Source organism: Dyadobacter crusticola DSM 16708 (assembly GCF_000701505.1).
In the GTDB taxonomy this organism is placed as follows: domain Bacteria; phylum Bacteroidota; class Bacteroidia; order Cytophagales; family Spirosomataceae; genus Dyadobacter; species Dyadobacter crusticola.
This window is the reverse complement of record NZ_JNJB01000018.1, coordinates 1-16,299: the sequence shown is the minus strand read 5'-3', so window position 1 is coordinate 16,299 and position 16,299 is coordinate 1. Positions and strand designations below refer to the sequence as shown.

Annotated in this window: 17 protein-coding genes; 8 read left to right on the top strand and 9 right to left on the bottom strand. The window is 46.3% G+C overall.

The features are described from left to right. Positions 1–70: 70 nt before the first annotated feature. The 4 genes from Q369_RS0119315 to Q369_RS0119300 form a co-directional block, all read right to left on the bottom strand. Entirely contained in the window at positions 71–511 is a 441-nt protein-coding gene (locus tag Q369_RS0119315) for an NUDIX domain-containing protein (protein WP_031529426.1), read from the bottom strand. A gap of 53 nt (positions 512–564) precedes the next feature. After that, positions 565–1,149, bottom strand: a complete 585-nt coding sequence (lpcA, locus tag Q369_RS0119310) for a D-sedoheptulose 7-phosphate isomerase (RefSeq protein ID WP_031529425.1) — start codon at positions 1,147–1,149, stop codon at positions 565–567. Positions 1,150–1,211: 62 nt separating this feature from the next. Continuing rightward, entirely contained in the window at positions 1,212–1,868 is a 657-nt protein-coding gene (gene mnmC2 / locus Q369_RS0119305) for a tRNA (5-methylaminomethyl-2-thiouridine)(34)-methyltransferase MnmC2 (protein WP_031529424.1), read from the bottom strand. 38 nt (positions 1,869–1,906) lie between these two features. Then, positions 1,907–3,175 carry an aspartyl protease family protein gene (locus tag Q369_RS0119300; protein ID WP_031529423.1) on the bottom strand — a complete coding sequence of 423 codons (1,269 nt, stop codon included), beginning with the start codon at positions 3,173–3,175 and terminating at the stop codon, positions 1,907–1,909. A 297-nt stretch (positions 3,176–3,472) separates the two neighbouring features. On the opposite strand from Q369_RS0119300, the gene tpiA reads away from it, so the two are divergent. Then, complete coding sequence (tpiA, locus tag Q369_RS0119295) at positions 3,473–4,234, top strand: triose-phosphate isomerase (protein WP_031529422.1); 762 nt, start codon at positions 3,473–3,475, stop codon at positions 4,232–4,234. A gap of 218 nt (positions 4,235–4,452) precedes the next feature. On the opposite strand, the gene Q369_RS0119290 is transcribed toward tpiA, so the two are convergent. The 4 genes from Q369_RS0119290 to Q369_RS0119275 all read right to left on the bottom strand — a co-directional run bounded on the left by Q369_RS0119290 (position 4,453) and on the right by Q369_RS0119275 (position 8,886). Continuing rightward, positions 4,453–5,682 carry an OmpA family protein gene (locus Q369_RS0119290; protein ID WP_031529421.1) on the bottom strand — a complete coding sequence of 410 codons (1,230 nt, stop codon included), beginning with the start codon at positions 5,680–5,682 and terminating at the stop codon, positions 4,453–4,455. A gap of 81 nt (positions 5,683–5,763) precedes the next feature. Then, positions 5,764–6,522, bottom strand: a complete 759-nt coding sequence (locus tag Q369_RS0119285) for a DUF5672 family protein (RefSeq protein ID WP_031529420.1) — start codon at positions 6,520–6,522, stop codon at positions 5,764–5,766. A gap of 15 nt (positions 6,523–6,537) precedes the next feature. Further along, the gene (locus Q369_RS0119280; protein WP_031529419.1) at positions 6,538–7,515 is read right to left on the bottom strand and encodes a glycosyltransferase family 2 protein; all 978 of its coding nucleotides are present in this window, start codon (positions 7,513–7,515) and stop codon (positions 6,538–6,540) included. Positions 7,516–7,614: 99 nt separating this feature from the next. After that, positions 7,615–8,886, bottom strand: a complete 1,272-nt coding sequence (locus Q369_RS0119275; protein ID WP_031529418.1) for a hypothetical protein — start codon at positions 8,884–8,886, stop codon at positions 7,615–7,617. 96 nt (positions 8,887–8,982) lie between these two features. Between Q369_RS0119275 and Q369_RS0119270 the strand changes: the two genes are divergently transcribed. From Q369_RS0119270 to Q369_RS0119245, 6 genes are all read left to right on the top strand, one after another. After that, the gene (locus tag Q369_RS0119270) at positions 8,983–9,546 is read left to right on the top strand and encodes a hypothetical protein (RefSeq protein WP_031529417.1); all 564 of its coding nucleotides are present in this window, start codon (positions 8,983–8,985) and stop codon (positions 9,544–9,546) included. A gap of 21 nt (positions 9,547–9,567) precedes the next feature. Further along, complete coding sequence (locus Q369_RS0119265; RefSeq protein ID WP_031529416.1) at positions 9,568–10,356, top strand: cysteine hydrolase family protein; 789 nt, start codon at positions 9,568–9,570, stop codon at positions 10,354–10,356. Between the two features lie 109 nt (positions 10,357–10,465). Beyond that, positions 10,466–13,330 (top strand): excinuclease ABC subunit UvrA, encoded by a 2,865-nt coding sequence (gene uvrA / locus Q369_RS0119260; protein ID WP_031529415.1) that lies wholly within the window; start codon positions 10,466–10,468, stop codon positions 13,328–13,330. A gap of 53 nt (positions 13,331–13,383) precedes the next feature. Beyond that, positions 13,384–13,815 carry an Xre family toxin-antitoxin system antitoxin gene (locus Q369_RS0119255; RefSeq protein ID WP_229206895.1) on the top strand — a complete coding sequence of 144 codons (432 nt, stop codon included), beginning with the start codon at positions 13,384–13,386 and terminating at the stop codon, positions 13,813–13,815. A gap of 10 nt (positions 13,816–13,825) precedes the next feature. Beyond that, positions 13,826–14,290 (top strand): RES family NAD+ phosphorylase, encoded by a 465-nt coding sequence (locus Q369_RS0119250; protein ID WP_031529413.1) that lies wholly within the window; start codon positions 13,826–13,828, stop codon positions 14,288–14,290. Positions 14,291–14,389: 99 nt separating this feature from the next. After that, positions 14,390–15,226 carry a fumarylacetoacetate hydrolase family protein gene (locus tag Q369_RS0119245; protein WP_031529412.1) on the top strand — a complete coding sequence of 279 codons (837 nt, stop codon included), beginning with the start codon at positions 14,390–14,392 and terminating at the stop codon, positions 15,224–15,226. Positions 15,227–15,284: 58 nt separating this feature from the next. On the opposite strand, the gene Q369_RS0119240 is transcribed toward Q369_RS0119245, so the two are convergent. After that, complete coding sequence (locus Q369_RS0119240; RefSeq protein ID WP_031529411.1) at positions 15,285–15,680, bottom strand: hypothetical protein; 396 nt, start codon at positions 15,678–15,680, stop codon at positions 15,285–15,287. 364 nt (positions 15,681–16,044) lie between these two features. On the opposite strand from Q369_RS0119240, the gene Q369_RS27845 reads away from it, so the two are divergent. Then, positions 16,045–16,299 (top strand): transposase (locus tag Q369_RS27845; protein WP_035333703.1); only part of this gene is annotated, 255 nt, incomplete at its 3' end.

Below are 16,299 nucleotides of genomic sequence, written 5' to 3'. Positions count from 1 at the left end.
TGAAAACGCAAAAGTACGGGATGTTTGGGTTTTATAGAAATCAGTAGCGGAGATATACCCGTAATTTAAACTAGCTGATGTAAGGCTGGTCGATTACGCCGATATGTGCATTGATCATATTTCCTTTGAGGAAGTCGGCGACTTGCTTACCAATGTTGGGATAAAGCCGCTTTTCAGGAAGCTCTTCCAGCGGCAGCCAGACCATTTTCAATGCAGTTGTCTGTTCAGGGTTCAATACCGGATTCTGATCCCCAATATCAGCCTGGAAAACAATATGAAGCGTTTCTTTCTGCACTTCCGGCCAGATCACTTCGCCGCAGCAGACCATTTCTTTCACTTCTGCATGAATGCCTAATTCTTCTTCCAACTCGCGGGCAAGCGCCTGGGACAGGTTTTCACCAGGATCGGGATTTCCGCCGGGTAAGGCGAAAACGTCTGTTCCGCTGTAACAATAACAAAGTGTCAGGATTGAATTATCGCGCAGGATAATGGCAGATGGGCGTACATTCATGAAAACAGTGGTGTCTGATGAGATTTAGCCCAATATAGTATTTCCCGGGTTTTTTACTCCCGCAAAACCATTTTTTCAATCAATAACATGAAAATATGGATCACCTTAATATGGATTTCCTGGATCCTGTCGGCGTAACCAAAGTGAGGTACTCTGATTTCTACATCGGCCAAACCGGCCAGTTTACCGCCGTCTTTACCCGACATAATGATCACTTTCATTCCTTTTGCCCTGGCTGCTTCTGCTGCGCGCAGGATATTGGCCGAGTTACCGCTGGTACTTAGTCCCAGCAAAACGTCACCGGGCTGGCCCAATGCTTCCAGGTATCTTGAAAACACAAATTCGTAACCAAAATCGTTACTCACGCAGCTGATGTGACTTACATCCGAAATCGCAATTGCGGGTAATGCGCGGCGGTTGTCGCGGTATCTTCCCGTGAGCTCTTCGGCAAAATGCATGGCGTCGCAATGCGAGCCGCCGTTTCCGCAAGAAATTATTTTTCCATTGTGAATGATTGCGTCCGCCATTAAACCGGCTGCACGCTCAATTTTTTCTATCTGATCCGGGTCGCTAAGAAAGCTATCCAACACGGTTTGCGCTTCTTTCAACTCTGCGCTTATCAGATTCTGGTAGTTCATATTTTTTCAGGCTTTGAATTCAGATTGTAAAAACGGTGCTAATATCCGTCAAATTCACCTAATCAGATGCGGATCGCTTTCAAAACATGCGTTTTCCTTCCCGGACCTTTGTGCCGCTCTACTTTGAAACCGGCCACGGCCAATGCACGTTTGACAATCCCTTTGGATGAATATGTAACTAATACGCTGCCCGGCGCAGTTTGGGCTGCTACCTGGGAAAATATTTCTGCCGACCAAAGCTCCGGCTGCGCGCGAGGATCGAATGCGTCGTAAAAAACAACGTCGAAAATTTCGGTGGACTTAAAATCCTGTAAATGGAGCTGCTCTTTCCTGAATGTAAAGAATTCCGAAAGCTGCGTCGGCTCGCCCCAGGTTGCTTCATGCAATTTCATAAAGCCGGATCCGCCGCTCTCGCTTTCATAGTTCAGCAATGCTGCCTCCTCAGGTTTCACTGGATAAGCTTCAACAGTTGTATAGATTACCCGCTTTTTTAGCTCGTCCGCGAGCTTCCATGCCAGAAATGCATTTAAGCCAGTGCCAAAACCCATTTCAAAAACTTGAACAGGATTTTCAGACTGGCTTAAAACCGGCTGCAAGCCGAGGTTGATGTAAATGTGCCGGGATTCGTTCAGAGCTCCCTGCAGGGAATGGTATTGCTGGCCGAACTGAGAACTGTATAATGAATGTGAACCGTCTTCGGTGACTAATAGGCGTTCCAATTAAGCCGGGAGTTTGGTTTGTTTTGGCTTAAAAATACTCAAATCATCCTTTTCAGGGTAATCTGGGTGAAGAAAATGTCCCCTTTCCGCTTGACGAGCAGGTCTATATTCTTGCCGTCTCCTCTCTGCATCAGCTTATATATTTCACTAACATTTAAATCAGTAGCGGCGTGATCGTCGATAAAGAGCAGCTGGTCTCCTTCCATTAAGCCTGCTTTCGAAGCGGGAGAATCATCGACTACATGGTTTACTATGTAAGAGCGGAGGTCTGTTCCTTCGGCGCGGATCTCCATTCCGCTCATATCGTGTTCGAACTTCTCACGCATGCGGCTTCTGACCGGCTTCAATACCATGTACTGCTGCTGGTAGTTCATAGTCACTTTAAACCGGCGCAATAATTCGCAACCGATATTTCCCTGCCGCTCGGTACCTGCTTTCAATTTGGCCCCGAAAGCTATGCTGTCAGGAAATGAGGCAACGATATTGTCCATTTGAAACCTGCCCAGCCGAAGCTTGTCGATGCGGCCGAGATTTCCATTGATTACTCCATTGAGCCCGCGACCCAGCTGTGCTCTAATCACTTTCTCCGGCAATCTGAAAGTTTCTTTGCGTGTGTTGTTTAACAGTAATGCGTGACCTGCGCCGGTATCGATCAATACCCGGATCGGATGTTCTCTTCCGTCGGCAAACAGGGTTACTGCGTCGGTAAAAGGCTTGGTATCTTCAATAATAAGGGGATGTTTGTCGCCTTTTCTCGACTTATACTTGTACTTATCGGGCCGCATCAGTACCAGTTCTTTTTTCGAGAAATCAATGGTGACCACGAAGTTGTTGAAGATCTCGTACCCGAAAATCCCATGAACCGGCACACCTACGTACTCCGAGAGGCGCAGAAAGTCTTCTTCCAGGACAACTATGTTCTGGTGATTTGCTTTGAGCCGGCCCATTGCAAAACGGTTGTCAATTGCCACGTGCGCCGAGATTGATTTACCTTCACCCGCGCCGGTCAGGTTAACCTTCCGGGTTAAACGCAGCTTGTCAGGTTTGAGCACGTAAGGGTCGGTGATGATAATGGAGCTGACTCCCGTGTCGAGGATAAACCGCAGGGAATCACGGTCATTTATCTTCGCATACAACAGGATCAGGTTGGAATGCAGCTCGAACGGAATGCGCGTTGACTTATGGTTTTTGTCTAGGAAATAACCATATTTTTCCTCTGAAACGGGGGGAACGTCTTCGGTATGTGCAAGAGAAACGGTGCTAGTAAAAAGTATGATCGCCAGTAATAACCACTTAGACGTTTTCATCGTGGCCTCCTTTCTTTTAAATCTGGATTGTTAAGTCTTCTGTTAGCGCTAAAAACACTCTGATCATAAATGGCTTAACTCTGTCTTTTATTCTCTTCTGTGTACACAAAGTATCAAACTCCACGGCTATTTAAAGCAAGTAAAATTAAGGTATTTTATCTCATTTAAACACAAAAAAATCTTTGTATTTAAAAACTTTCTGTGTTTTTATTTAACAATGCTGTTTAATCGGGTAAATGACAGAATTATGATAATTTTGTTGCGTAAAATGAAGTTTTTCACAATTAAAATTTTCTCATGCGAAAAAAAATTGTTGCCGGTAACTGGAAGATGAACAAGGTTCTGGATGAGGCAGTTGCGCTTACTTCCGAATTAGTAAATATGGCCAATGATGAAGTGCAGAATGACGCGCAGATCATCCTTTGCCCGCCTGCCATTTATCTGACCACTATTAAAAAATATATTGAGAATGCACCTAACTTTTCACTGGCGGCCCAAAACTGTTCAGATAAAGTTTCGGGGGCATTCACTGGCGAGATCTCTGCGCAGATGCTGCAGTCTATCGGTGTGGAATATGTGCTGATCGGGCACAGCGAGCGCAGGCAGTATTTCAACGAATCCAATGCAGTACTTGCTGAGAAGGTAAATGTAGCGCTGGCAAACGGTGTATCGCCGATCTTCTGCTGCGGCGAATCTTTGCAGCAAAGACAAAATGAGGATTATATCAGCTTTGTGAAAAACCAGCTTACAGAAAGTCTTTTCCACCTCACAGAGGCTGAATTGCTGAAAGTAGTTATTGCTTATGAGCCAATCTGGGCAATAGGCACGGGGCTGACGGCCAGCGCCTTGCAAGCTCAGGAAATGCATGCTGCATTGCGTCAGCACATTGCTTCCAAATACGGCGAGTCAGTTGCAGAAGAAATTTCGATTTTGTACGGAGGCAGCGTAACAGCAGCCAGCGCACCAGAACTTTTCGCATCGCCAGATATCGACGGCGGCCTGGTAGGAGGAGCTTCCCTGAAATCGCGGGAGTTTACGAATATTATTAAGGCTAGGTAGCACCTCGCAAATACATAAGCGTTCAAATTTGTCATCCTGAGCGCAGACTGCTTGTCATCCTGAGCGCAGACTGCTTGTCATCCTGAGCGCAGACTGTTTGTCATCCTGAGCGCAGTCGAAGGAAAGGCACTATGCCACTCCACTTCGACTGCGCTCAGTGTGACAAAGGGACTGCGCTCAGTGTGACAAAGGATTCCGCTCAGGATGACAAATACCTCTTACGCTTCCGTAATCACAAATTCCACTCTCCGGTTCTTACGGCGTTCTTCGGCGCTGCCTTGGCTTAGTGGGCGGGTTGCTCCGTAACCTTTGGCTTCGATGCGGCTGGACTCAATGCCTTTTTCGACGAGGTAAGTCTGTACCGACTCAGCCCTTTTTCTTGATAATTCCAGGTTTTTGTCAAAATCACCTACATTGTCTGTGTGGCCTTCAATGCGGATCCTGATGCTTTTGTTCTCCTTCATCATGTCCACTAGTCTGTCCAGCTCTCCGTAAGACTCCGGCAACAATGTGAATTTGGAAGTTTCGAAATAGATATTCGGCATTGTGATCGTTTCGCCGACTGCTAACGGATTGAGGTAGAAATCGTGGCTGAATGTGCCTTTCCCAGCTGAGTCGGCCGGACTTACATTGTAGCTTGTACCGTAAAAGCCTTTCGCTGTTACCCGGAAATCGTATTTTTCAGCAGGGTCAAGACCGATTTTGTATTTACCGGAAGACGATTTGATTTGCAGGGAATCACCATTTTCTACATACCTGATCTCGGCGGCAATGGGCTGCTTGGTCTTTGCATTATAAACCGTTCCCCTGAAAACAGCCACTCCGCTTTCATTCGCAGGTTCTTCTGCTTTGGATTCAGGTTTAGGTGCAGCTGGCTCAACAGCAGGCTTTTTTGCAGGTGCCTTTGCTTTCGCACTGGCTTGCTCATTTTTCTGCGGCTGCTTTTTCAGTGGATTTTTGATGTGAACTCCGTAAAAATTCCACGATTGCGTTCCCTGCGAGCTCCGGCCTTCATAAAAATCAAATTCCTCAATACCTGGGCTCAGCCGCTCGAAATAGGCAACGAAGTTGACTGTATCGCCCGGCGTTACGTTCTTCTTACCCGCAGTAGGGATATTTTCGGCTTTGATAAACTTAAACTTTTTGTCAGTTTCCCCGGGCTTGTACAGTCTCGTCTCCGGATCGAGCCAGATCTGGCTGGATGCCATCCCTTGTTTTGGATTGAATGGAAAAGGGATCACCTGTTGTTGCTGCTTGGGGATGCCTGATACCTTATCTACAAACTGCAGATGGATGATCGTGTACTGCTCCGTTAATTCTACGCGCTTGATTTTGACGTACTGAGCCGACTGTTCATCGACTTTCGGGTTTTCGGTAACTTGTCCGAAGCTATCATTCAATGAAAGTGTAATGGCGAATGCAAATGCCAGAAACGTTCTGAAATTCATGACTTTTAACTATTAAATTAAACAACTGAAACAACGCCCGCAAGCAGCTGATAGTTTGTTAAAAATTGTTAAAGTGCTGACTTACTGATTTACAGGAATAAAGCTATGCCAGAATGCCGGATCATAACGTTCCCAGGCGTGACATGCAAATGGCAGGCGGTGGTTTGTGAGCTCATAAGTCGCTGCCGGGCTCTTTTCGAATGCAAACTCCAAAGCCTCTCGCCACGAAGGCTGCTTCATAAACAGTTTCATGGGGATCAACCGCGTTGCTTCCTGGGAAAACAGCATATCCTCATTTCCCTTCCATTCGGGATAAAAAGTATTGTATATTTTCAGATAGCGGATAAATGTATCCACCCTGCGGAGTGACAATCCGCCATTTAAAACAATGCGATTCTGGGTCAGTGCATCAGCAAATTGCTGGGCCTGCTGCGTACCCAGCGAGTCGAATGCAGGCTGGTGCAAAGATGGCGCGCCAATGTAATCGTAACCTTTGGCACACCACGCCGAAAGTTCATCCCGGAACACAAAAGCGTCCAGCTGGTAGATCAGGATGTACTGGTAGGCAGTAAATTTTTTGTAAAAATCAATGGAAGTGAGCAGGCGGTTGTACGCAGCAATCCCATTGAAGCATTCGTCGTTAAAAGAAATCTGCTGAATAGAAGGTACTGCGTCGAACTCCGGGCCGAGGACCAGACTTTCCGGCTTTACGACAATGATCGGATATGCGGACAGTACCTTCGCGCATTGCCTCAGGGAAATCGCCTCTCCGTCAGTCAAACCGGTTTGGTAAACTGGGATTACAACGGCTGCGGGGGCTTTTTCCTGATCTGATTTCACTCTAGATAATAGTATTTATTCCAACAAATCCCCGATCGCGGGCAACCACCAATCTTTGCTGCTGAACCGGTAATATCCCCTTAGCACCTGATTTATAATGGGCGTCACCCTTTTTACACGGTTGTCCGGCAATGAGGCCCGGCTCGAAAAGTGACGTTGCGACAAATATAGCTTGATCAGCTTCTCGCGCGGCACAAAGGGCAGGGATCGGAGGAGCAGGTACATCTCGTTCAGCTTGCTCGCTTTCTCTGCAAGTGGTCCCAGTTTTTTCTTCCGATCTCTTACAAACCTGTCTTTCAGGTGTACTTTCTCGGTTTTCCCACCAAAACCTACCTGCTGACTTGAATGGATCCGATAGGAGATCAGCGGCTCTGCGATAAAGTCTATTTTGTTTTCCAGGCTCAGTACCATGGCGATCCAGGCGTCGTGGATCAGGTCGGGTACGTGGGTTGGGAATGGGGTAAGTCGCTGCAGGCAGGATTTGCGGATCGTGAGGGTAGCGCCTGTCACTACAAATCCGTGGAACAGGATCTCGTGTGGTTTCCCTTTTTTCCATTTAGACTGCCCCCCCGCATTGAATTCAATTTCTTCCCAGATATTTCTGCCGATTGGTTTTGAATCGCCATCAATCATGATCGCGTCGCTGAAAACCGCGTCGATGTCGGGGTGCTGATTCAGGTAAGCAACCTGTTTTTCAACCTTGTCTTCCCGCCAGAGATCGTCCTGGTCACAGAGAAATATAATTTCTCCTTCACACAACGTGAGGCATTTCTCAAAGTTTTTGGTTGAACCGAGGTTCTGCTCATTTACATAAATCCTGACGGGAAACCCGCTTGTTTCTGCAAAATTCCTGATGATCTCAATTGTATTGTCCTTCGAACCGTCGTCACACACTACCAACTCGTCAATGGACAAAGTCTGGTCAGCAATACTCTTTAACTGCCCTGAAATGAATTTCGAGCCGTTGTAAGTACACATTGCCACTGATATCATAATGTGTATATAGATTTGACCGACAAATGTCGCAATTTAATACTTAGAGGCTCCTTCCCGCAAATTCCTTTGCCATTTTTGCTAATCGTCATTCGTAAATCATCTTGAATTTTGAGGGATCTTAATTACTTTTTCGTTGATGGCCCACGACATAATTTCAGAGTACGCTTTTGCTTCCCGGTAATAGATCAATGGCGTACTATGATCGTGCTGCCATTGCGCGATTGTTGTTACCACTTCGTTGTTTGTTTTTTTGAGCTCGCGCAGGTTGTTGAAATAACCAAAAACCCAGAGCACCAGGCCGATACCGGCTATATACTTTAACAAAACCGGCTTAATTATCCTTAAATCCAGCAAAATAAGCACCAGTATAATCGGGATAGTTGCCGTAAAAAACATATATCTCGGCGCTACTCCGCCACCCGCCTTCGCGTCGAAACGTGAAATAGCAACAATAATACCAGTGAGAATAGGCAGCGACAGTAAGCTGTAAAGCAATGGATTTTTAAATGCATATCCGCGAAAAAAAAGCCACAGCCACGTCAGCATTACGATTAAACCTACGCCCATACAAACCACGATGTTCGCCACCTGCCCTGAACTGGGATTGAGATAAACAAAGCTTCCCAGGAATGTAAACAACAAACGCGCCATCCATTCAATATTAAAGGGCGCTTTGCTGCCCGCATTCATCGTTGGCAAATGCAGGAATGTAACTGTGAGCATGACCATTGAAAGTACAGCCCACAGCGCGAGCAGCGGCCACTTCCTTTGTATCAGCAAGATAAAGCCGCCCAGGAACAATGCGATAAATCCGTTTCCGAACGAAAGTACGGACAGTGTTGCAGCAATAAGACTCAAAAAAAAGTATCCGCTCACCAGCTTATCCGCTTTGCTGACTGTGTACAAACTGAGGAATGAGAAGAAAAAAACGGTATAATGCTGAATTCCTCCCCAGTAGTAGAATGTAACCTGCCAAAAAGCCAGACTGAAAAGGAAAATGCAGGATATAAGTACCAATTCGGGACTTAGCAGCTTGCTGTAGCTGACAATGCGGAGCAACAAGGCAAAAAAGCCCAGCAAGAAAATATTCTGGATTAAAACCAGGTTACGGAAACTAAGCTGATCGAATAAAGAATAGTAGATCGCCGCGCAGGATTTGGAAAACAGAATGCGGTGTTCGTTATGGCGGCTGAGCAGAATATCCGCCCGCATACTGAAAGAATCGGTGTCAAAAAAAAACCGCCGGATGAAGTTCAGCGTTGTATCGTAATCGTCAAATGAAGGTACATTGATCGCATTTACAAAGAGCGTAAAAAGGAAGATTAAAAAGATAGCGCCGCTCAGAGAGATGGATAGATATTTAGACATATCTGATATTTTTGTCAAAAAACCTCATGCTTTAATGGCGGATAAAGTTAAGCGGAGGAATCCGGGATTCTAAATAAAGTTATCAATCTCATTTGAATGGCATTACCAGATCAGCTTAAAAAGGCAATTATCCAGATGCCTGCCAAGGAGAAGGATAAACTGCTCCTCCGGCTCATTACCAAAGATAAAACACTCTCCGACAGGCTTCATTTTGAACTGATTGAAGATAGCTCGACCATACCTGAACGACGGGAAGATATCATGGCTACCATTATACGTACATCGAATATACGTACATCGAAATTCAACCAGAATACACCCGGCTGGATTTTAATGGATATGCGGAACCTGAGCGGCGACATCGCTTACCACGTGAAGGTGACCAAAGACAAAATCGGCGGTTTGGAACTGAATCTTTTCCTGATGAATACCTTTTTGGAAGCCTATCCGTCTATCCTGAAAACGTACTCGTCGCGCGCAGATACATGCGCATTGTACATAGCCAAAAAGGCCCAAACGATATTAAATGGTTTGAACAAGCTGGACGAAGACTACCGGGTAGATTACCTCAAAGATGCCAACCGGATGCTGCAACTGGTTTATAATTTGTGTTCCAAAATGTATGCGCGACAGCTGGAACTTCCCACTCAGATCGAATAGTTTCTTTTACAAACTGCTATCATGAAAAAGACTGCGCTGCTGATTATAGATGCACAATATGATTTTTGTAATCCGCTGGGAACACTTTTCGTGCCCGGCGCGCAGGAAGATATCGCGCGGCTGACCAGACTGATCGCCCTTGAAGGAGACAAGATTGGCAGCATTTTCGTAACCCTCGATACGCACAAAGTCCTGGATATTGCACACCCGCTTTTTTGGGAAGACCAGAATGGAAATACAGTTGCGCCATTTACATTGATTACTCCGGCTGCTGTGAAAGCTGGCAAATGGACGCCCAGGTACCATCAGGAATATGTAACCGAGTACCTGGAAGCTTTGGAGCGGCAGGGAGAATTCAAGCATTTCATCTGGCCCGAGCATTGTTTAATCGGCTCCAAAGGTGCTGCGCTTGATGATGCGCTGCTGGAAGCTATTCTGGCGTGGACCCACCGTACCGGGCGGGATTATGTTGCAGTTCAAAAAGGTATCAACCCGCTTACCGAGCATTTTGGAGTCTTTAAAGCGCAGGTACCTGTTGCAGGTGCCGCTGAAACTGAGCTTGACACTGCATTTCTGGACAAGTTGAATGCATTTGACCGAATCCTTATTGCCGGCGAAGCGAGGTCGCATTGCGTAGCTACAAGCATTGCCCAGATCATCCGCTATGCGCCTGAATTGATCCCGAAAGTAACCGTGCTGTCAGACTGTATGTCCGACGTGACCAACTGGGGGCATTTGGCGGATCCGATCTTCGAAGATGCTGCTCAAAAAGGAATGTCTTTCCAATTGGCGGGCTCCGCATCTTTCTGATATACCCCTTGTTTTCCCCTTTTGCAAGCCAAACTAAATAAGCCTGGTTTTGGTTTGCATTTAGATACGTCATTAACAAACTTGAACCTGAATTCCATTAAATCCTTTTATGATGCATTTACCTTTTGCTCGGATCGAAGCTTCCCAATTTGATGAACTTGACCCGAGAGAATACATTCTGATCAAAGGTGCACGAGTTAATAATTTAAAAAATGTGGATGTCGCAATTCCACGCAATAAGCTGGTCGTAATCACCGGCCTGTCTGGTTCAGGCAAATCTTCACTTGCATTCGATACGCTTTTTGCGGAGGGCCAGCGCATGTACGTCGAAAGCCTGAGCAGCTACGCGCGGCAGTTTTTGGGAAGAATGGAAAAGCCCGAGGTAGAGTACATTAAAGGTATCTCGCCTGCGATCGCCATTGAACAAAAAGTAAATACCCGCAACCCGCGCTCCACGGTAGGTACTTCTACTGAAATCTACGATTACCTGAAACTGCTTTTCGCGCGCATTGGGCGCACTTATTCTCCGATTTCAGGGGAAATGGTGAAAAAAGATTCGGTTACTGATGTAGTCAACTATTTGCTGGCACATCCGGAAGGTACCCGGGTAATGGTACTTGCGCCGTTACTGATACGCGAAGGCCGCACACAGGCCGAAGAGCTGACTATTCTGCTTTCCAAAGGTTACAACAGGATTGTACTGAATGAGGAAGTGCTTTCCATTGAAGATATTATAGAGAACCCCGACAATTTCCCCCAAGCCGGAAACCAGATTTTTATCCTCATCGACCGCGCTGCAGTAAAAGCCGACGATGAAGACACGCAGTACCGCCTTTCGGATTCGGTCCAAACTGCCTTTTTTGAAGGGGAAGGAGTTTGCATTACCCAGGTAGTCAATGGGGAACGCCGGGTTTTTTCGGATAAGTTTGAATTGGACGGAATGACATTTGAAGAGCCGAGTGTCAATCTTTTCAGCTTTAATAATCCATTCGGGGCGTGCAAGCGGTGTGAAGGTTTTGGTAAAGTATTGGGAATAGATCCCGATCTGGTTATTCCTGATAAAAACCTGTCCGTATACGAAGGTGCGATTGCACCCTGGCGCACTGAAAAAATGAGTGAGTGGCTGGTGCCGCTTGTGCGCAACGGAATCAAATTTGATTATCCCATTCACCGGCCCTACAAAGATTTGACGCAGCAGCAGAAAGACCTGCTTTGGACCGGTAATCAATATTTTCAGGGTATCAATGATTTTGTGGCGGATCTGGAATCGCAGACGCACAAGATCCAGTACCGCGTAATGCTCTCGCGTTTCCGGGGCCGTACTACTTGCCCCGACTGTCGCGGCTCGCGCCTGAGAAAGGATGCATCGTTTGTAAAAGTAGGCGGCGCTTCCATTACCGATCTGGTTTTAATGCCGATTAAAGATGTTTCCGTCTTTTTCCAAAATCTTGAAATTGGTGAACATGATCGCCAGGTGGCGAAACGCGTATTGACGGAGATCGAAACGCGACTGGACTATATGAACCGCGTCGGACTGGGTTACCTGACCTTGAACCGGCTTACAAGTACCTTGTCAGGCGGTGAATTCCAGCGCATTAAGCTTGCCACTTCGCTCGGAAGTGCATTGGTGGGCTCTATGTACATTCTCGATGAGCCTAGTATCGGATTGCACCCGAGAGATACCCAGCGATTGGTAGGAGTACTCGAATCGTTGCGCGACCTTGGAAATACATTGATCGTGGTGGAGCATGAAGAAGAGGTAATGCACGCAGCAGATCAGATCATCGATATCGGTCCGGAAGCGGGTACTGGCGGTGGTCACGTCGTTTTCCAGGGTAACCAGGAAGATATCGCTGCATTGAAAGCGAGCGGCGAAGAATATAATACCGATCCTGAAACGAGGTCACATACCATTGATTTCTTGCTCGGCCACGATTCCATTCCGGTACCTTCCGTACGCAGAAAAGCATTGCATTTTCTCGAAATCAAAGGCGCAAGGGAGAATAACCTCAAAGAACTTGATGTAAAAATCCCGCTCAATGTGCTCACAGTAGTTACCGGCGTAAGTGGCTCGGGAAAATCCACGCTGATCCGAAAGCTGCTTTACCCTGCATTAATGCGCCTGAAAGGGGAATTCAGCGAAGAAGTTGGAAGGTTTGACGAGCTGATCGGTAGTGTTGACCGCATTGATGCAGTGGAAATGATCGACCAGAATCCGATCGGAAAATCGTCGCGCTCTAACCCGGTTACTTACATTAAAGCTTACGATCACATTCGCCAGATGATGGCGGACTTACCTCTTTCAAAAGCGAGAGGCTATAAACCTTCCCATTTCTCATTTAATGTCGACGGCGGCCGGTGCGAAATTTGCCAGGGCGAGGGTCAGGTGAAAGTAGAAATGCAGTTTATGGCCGACATTTATCTGACCTGCGAAGGCTGCAATGGAAAGCGGTTTAAACAGGAGATACAGGAGGTCAGGTACAATGAAAAAGATGTATCAGAGATCCTGGATATGACAGTCGATGAGGCCATTGAATTCTTCCGCGGCAGTGAACCTAAGCTGGTAGAGCGGTTAATGCCTTTGCAGGAAGTTGGGCTGGGTTACGTGGGTCTGGGACAGTCTTCTAACACATTATCGGGCGGAGAAGCGCAGCGCGTCAAACTGGCTTCGTTCCTTGGAAAAGGCTCTTCCAACAAGGGTAAGATGCTTTTTATCTTTGACGAACCTACTACCGGACTTCATTTTCATGATATTAAAAAATTACTGAAAGCAATCAATGCGCTGGTGGAGCAGGGGGATACTGTTATTATTATCGAGCATAATATGGAGATCATCAAAAGCGCAGACTGGATTATCGACCTCGGCCCGGAAGGTGGCGACGATGGCGGGCAGCTAACTTTTACAGGAACCCCAGAGGAGATGATTAAGCTGGAAGGCAACTACACTGCTGATTTTCTGAAAGACAAACTTTGAGAATCGACAAAAGTCACTTATATTTAGGACATAGGTCACCTTAAAAGGATAGTATGTCAGCGCCGCTTCGCATGTTTCAGGAAGATTTTGTTCCCTACGGATCAAAGCATTCCTCTGATTTCAGCCTGATCCGCATTTCCCGGGAGGGAGTATTGCGGTCGGAAGCTGACGAAGTTGCTGATCTGGTTGGGCTAACAGACAACGAGATTGCATTTGTGCTGGGAATGACACCGCGCAACCTGCACCGCATTCAGGCTGATAAGAGACTCGGTACCGATGCTTCTGAAAGATTACTGCTGCTGCGGAATGTGCTGCTCCATGCGCTGGATACTTTCGAAGGTAAAGCGGGTACTGTCAGGAACTGGCTGCGTACACCACTTTCTGAATTAGACGACCAATCGCCGCTTCAATTGATGGACACAATTACCGGCTTCGGGCTGGTGGACGATGTCCTGGGGCGCCTGGATTACGGTCTACCTGCCTGATCGCAGTTTTATGGCTGTTGTTTACAGGATTATTCGGGAAAAATTTAAAGACAGTGCACTTTCAGCTGAGGGCAGCCGGCTCTTTGGAGCACGCTGGAATCCTAAAGGAATCGGCGTCTTATATACAACATCTACGCCCGAGCTGGGTTTGGTAGAAACCCTTGCCCACGCACCGGGAGTTCGCTATGAAGATCTTCCGATGTACTGGCTCTCCTCCATTCAAATCCCAGATCAGATCAGGTATTACGCTAGAAATGAAATGCCGGGTTTTTGGCAGGACCGGAATTATGATCGTACACAATACTGGCTCAAAGACTGGTTAATCAGTCCCGATATACTGGCAGTAGGGCTTCCTTCCGTCATTGTTCCCTTTTCTTTTAACATTATCATTCATCCTCAGCATCCTGATTTCGAAGGAGTTTCGCTCATTTCACAGGAAAGGATACCTATTGACAGGCGGCTTTGGAAAGCCTGATTAATGATTTCGAGAATGGCCCGATCCTTTTCAACAGGTGTAATTAACAGTATAGAAAAAACCCGAAAGCCTTATTGAACCAAAAAACAGCTGTAACCGATGAAATTATACAAAACACAAAACGGCATTATTCTCGAAAAGGATGATACATTTTATCGCTTGCACGAAACGGATTGGGATCTGGCTGTTAACCGCGACGATCTGTACGAGTGGCTTGAAATTCAAACCGAGCAATTAATTCCGATCATATTCACCGACGATCTGCCGATGCCTGAAGTGCTGGCGCCGATTGGCTCGCAGGAAGTATGGGCTTCGGGTGTAACTTATTTCAGAAGTCGCACAGCCCGCATGGAAGAGTCGGAAAAAGCAGGTGGCGGAAGTTTTTACGATCGTGTGTATGAAGCTGAAAGGCCGGAGCTTTTCTTTAAATCAACGGCCTGGCGTGTAATAGGAAATCACGGGACCGTGCGCATTCGCCGTGATTCCTCCTGGGATGTTCCCGAGCCTGAACTCACACTTTTTGCTTCCTCTTCGGGTACACTCGTGGGTTACACGATCGGGAATGATATGAGTTCAAGAAGTATCGAGGGTGAAAACCCATTGTACCTTCCGCAGGCGAAGTCTTACACAGGCAGCGCCGCACTGGGCCCCTGCCTGTATGTACCCGAGTATCCTTTAACTGACGATACGGTAATTGATTTGTCTATTGTAAGGAATGGAGAGGAGGTTTTCAATGGGGAAGTTACTTTGGCTCAAATGAAGCGGAAGCCGGAAGAGCTGCTGAAATATCTTTACCTGGAAATGTCTTTCCCGCACGGCGCTTACCTGATGACCGGTACCGGCATTATTCCACCTTCTGATTTCACACTTCAAAAAGAGGACGTGGTACACATTACCATTGAACCGATTGGAACATTGACCAATGTGGTTGGATAAAAAAACGAAGAGCGGCCAAATGGTCGCTCTTCTGCATTAATGATAGAAGTATGATTGTCTACGAATTTCCCAGTGGAGTAGAACCTACGAATGCATAAACCATGCACCGAAAAGCTCCGATTATTTTAGTTACAATTGAATCATCTGCGTTTTCACTCTTTTCATTTTTAAAGAAAGAACTGGGGCCTTCTTCTAAAATCCGCTCGTTTAATGTTACGGATGCATTGCTGCCAGCCAGACTTGTGTTAAACAATGCAGCGCTTTTTGCCTGAACAGCCGGCTTTGTAGTTCTGGCAATGGATTTATGCTTTTTCACGACCGCTTTCTCAATTACCACCTCTTTTCCTGCCTGCAGCTTTTTATGGGCTACAAACATATTATGTACATAACCCGTAGCTCCGGCCCTGAAGCTGAACAGTACTAAGAATATGAGCAGTAATTTGATCGTTTTCATGGCGTTTTTGTTTTCAGTCATTCAAAAAATCCGAACAGAATTCATTGTAACTAATTGACCTTACAAATATATAGGTTTCATTAGGTATCTTGCAATACATAGTACCTTGTTTTTAACAAATTTTTTGAAAAATTTTTGGGTACCACTAAAAATGAGCTGCGATGCTTAACAGATGTAAAGGTAATTTGAAAGGTTGCACAAGCCTAGATAAAAAAGATGAAATGCAGATTTAAGTGGTTGAACCGTAGCGCCTAGCGGATAAAACAGAAGAGGCTGTCTCAAATGAGGCAGTCTTTTTTCATTTTAGAGGTTTGGGTAATTTTTCTGGATTGATTATCTTTAGTTATAAGCAAACCAAAGAAAAATGGGTCGCCGACAGCCTAATTTCAAGCCTTATCACCAGCATCAGTTGATGCTGCTTCCTCCAAGTTTAGAAGATCTTGTCCCCAAAGGGCACGTTGTCCGGGTGGTCAACGATGTGATCAATAAGATCAATTTAGAGCCGCTCAATGCCGCCTACTACCTGACCGGTCCGGCAAGTTACCATCCCCAGATGCTGTTAAAAGTGCTCGTATTTGGCTATATGAGCAATATTTATTCAAGTAGAAAGCTGGAAGCG

Excerpts from the sequence above, each read along its gene's own strand:
- Q369_RS0119265 (WP_031529416.1), top strand. The coding sequence starts at position 9,568 with ATGAAAAAGACTGCGCTGCTGATTATAGATGCACAATATGATTTTTGT.
- Q369_RS0119270 (WP_031529417.1), top strand. The coding sequence starts at position 8,983 with ATGGCATTACCAGATCAGCTTAAAAAGGCAATTATCCAGATGCCTGCC.
- Q369_RS0119250 (WP_031529413.1), top strand. The coding sequence starts at position 13,826 with ATGGCTGTTGTTTACAGGATTATTCGGGAAAAATTTAAAGACAGTGCA.
- uvrA (WP_031529415.1), top strand. The coding sequence starts at position 10,466 with ATGATGCATTTACCTTTTGCTCGGATCGAAGCTTCCCAATTTGATGAA.
- Q369_RS0119240 (WP_031529411.1), bottom strand. The coding sequence starts at position 15,680 with ATGAAAACGATCAAATTACTGCTCATATTCTTAGTACTGTTCAGCTTC.
- Q369_RS0119255 (WP_229206895.1), top strand. The coding sequence starts at position 13,384 with ATGTCAGCGCCGCTTCGCATGTTTCAGGAAGATTTTGTTCCCTACGGA.
- lpcA (WP_031529425.1), bottom strand. The coding sequence starts at position 1,149 with ATGAACTACCAGAATCTGATAAGCGCAGAGTTGAAAGAAGCGCAAACC.
- Q369_RS0119300 (WP_031529423.1), bottom strand. The coding sequence starts at position 3,175 with ATGAAAACGTCTAAGTGGTTATTACTGGCGATCATACTTTTTACTAGC.
- Q369_RS0119315 (WP_031529426.1), bottom strand. The coding sequence starts at position 511 with ATGAATGTACGCCCATCTGCCATTATCCTGCGCGATAATTCAATCCTG.
- Q369_RS0119245 (WP_031529412.1), top strand. The coding sequence starts at position 14,390 with ATGAAATTATACAAAACACAAAACGGCATTATTCTCGAAAAGGATGAT.
- Q369_RS0119280 (WP_031529419.1), bottom strand. The coding sequence starts at position 7,515 with ATGATATCAGTGGCAATGTGTACTTACAACGGCTCGAAATTCATTTCA.
- Q369_RS0119275 (WP_031529418.1), bottom strand. The coding sequence starts at position 8,886 with ATGTCTAAATATCTATCCATCTCTCTGAGCGGCGCTATCTTTTTAATC.
- tpiA (WP_031529422.1), top strand. The coding sequence starts at position 3,473 with ATGCGAAAAAAAATTGTTGCCGGTAACTGGAAGATGAACAAGGTTCTG.
- Q369_RS0119290 (WP_031529421.1), bottom strand. The coding sequence starts at position 5,682 with ATGAATTTCAGAACGTTTCTGGCATTTGCATTCGCCATTACACTTTCA.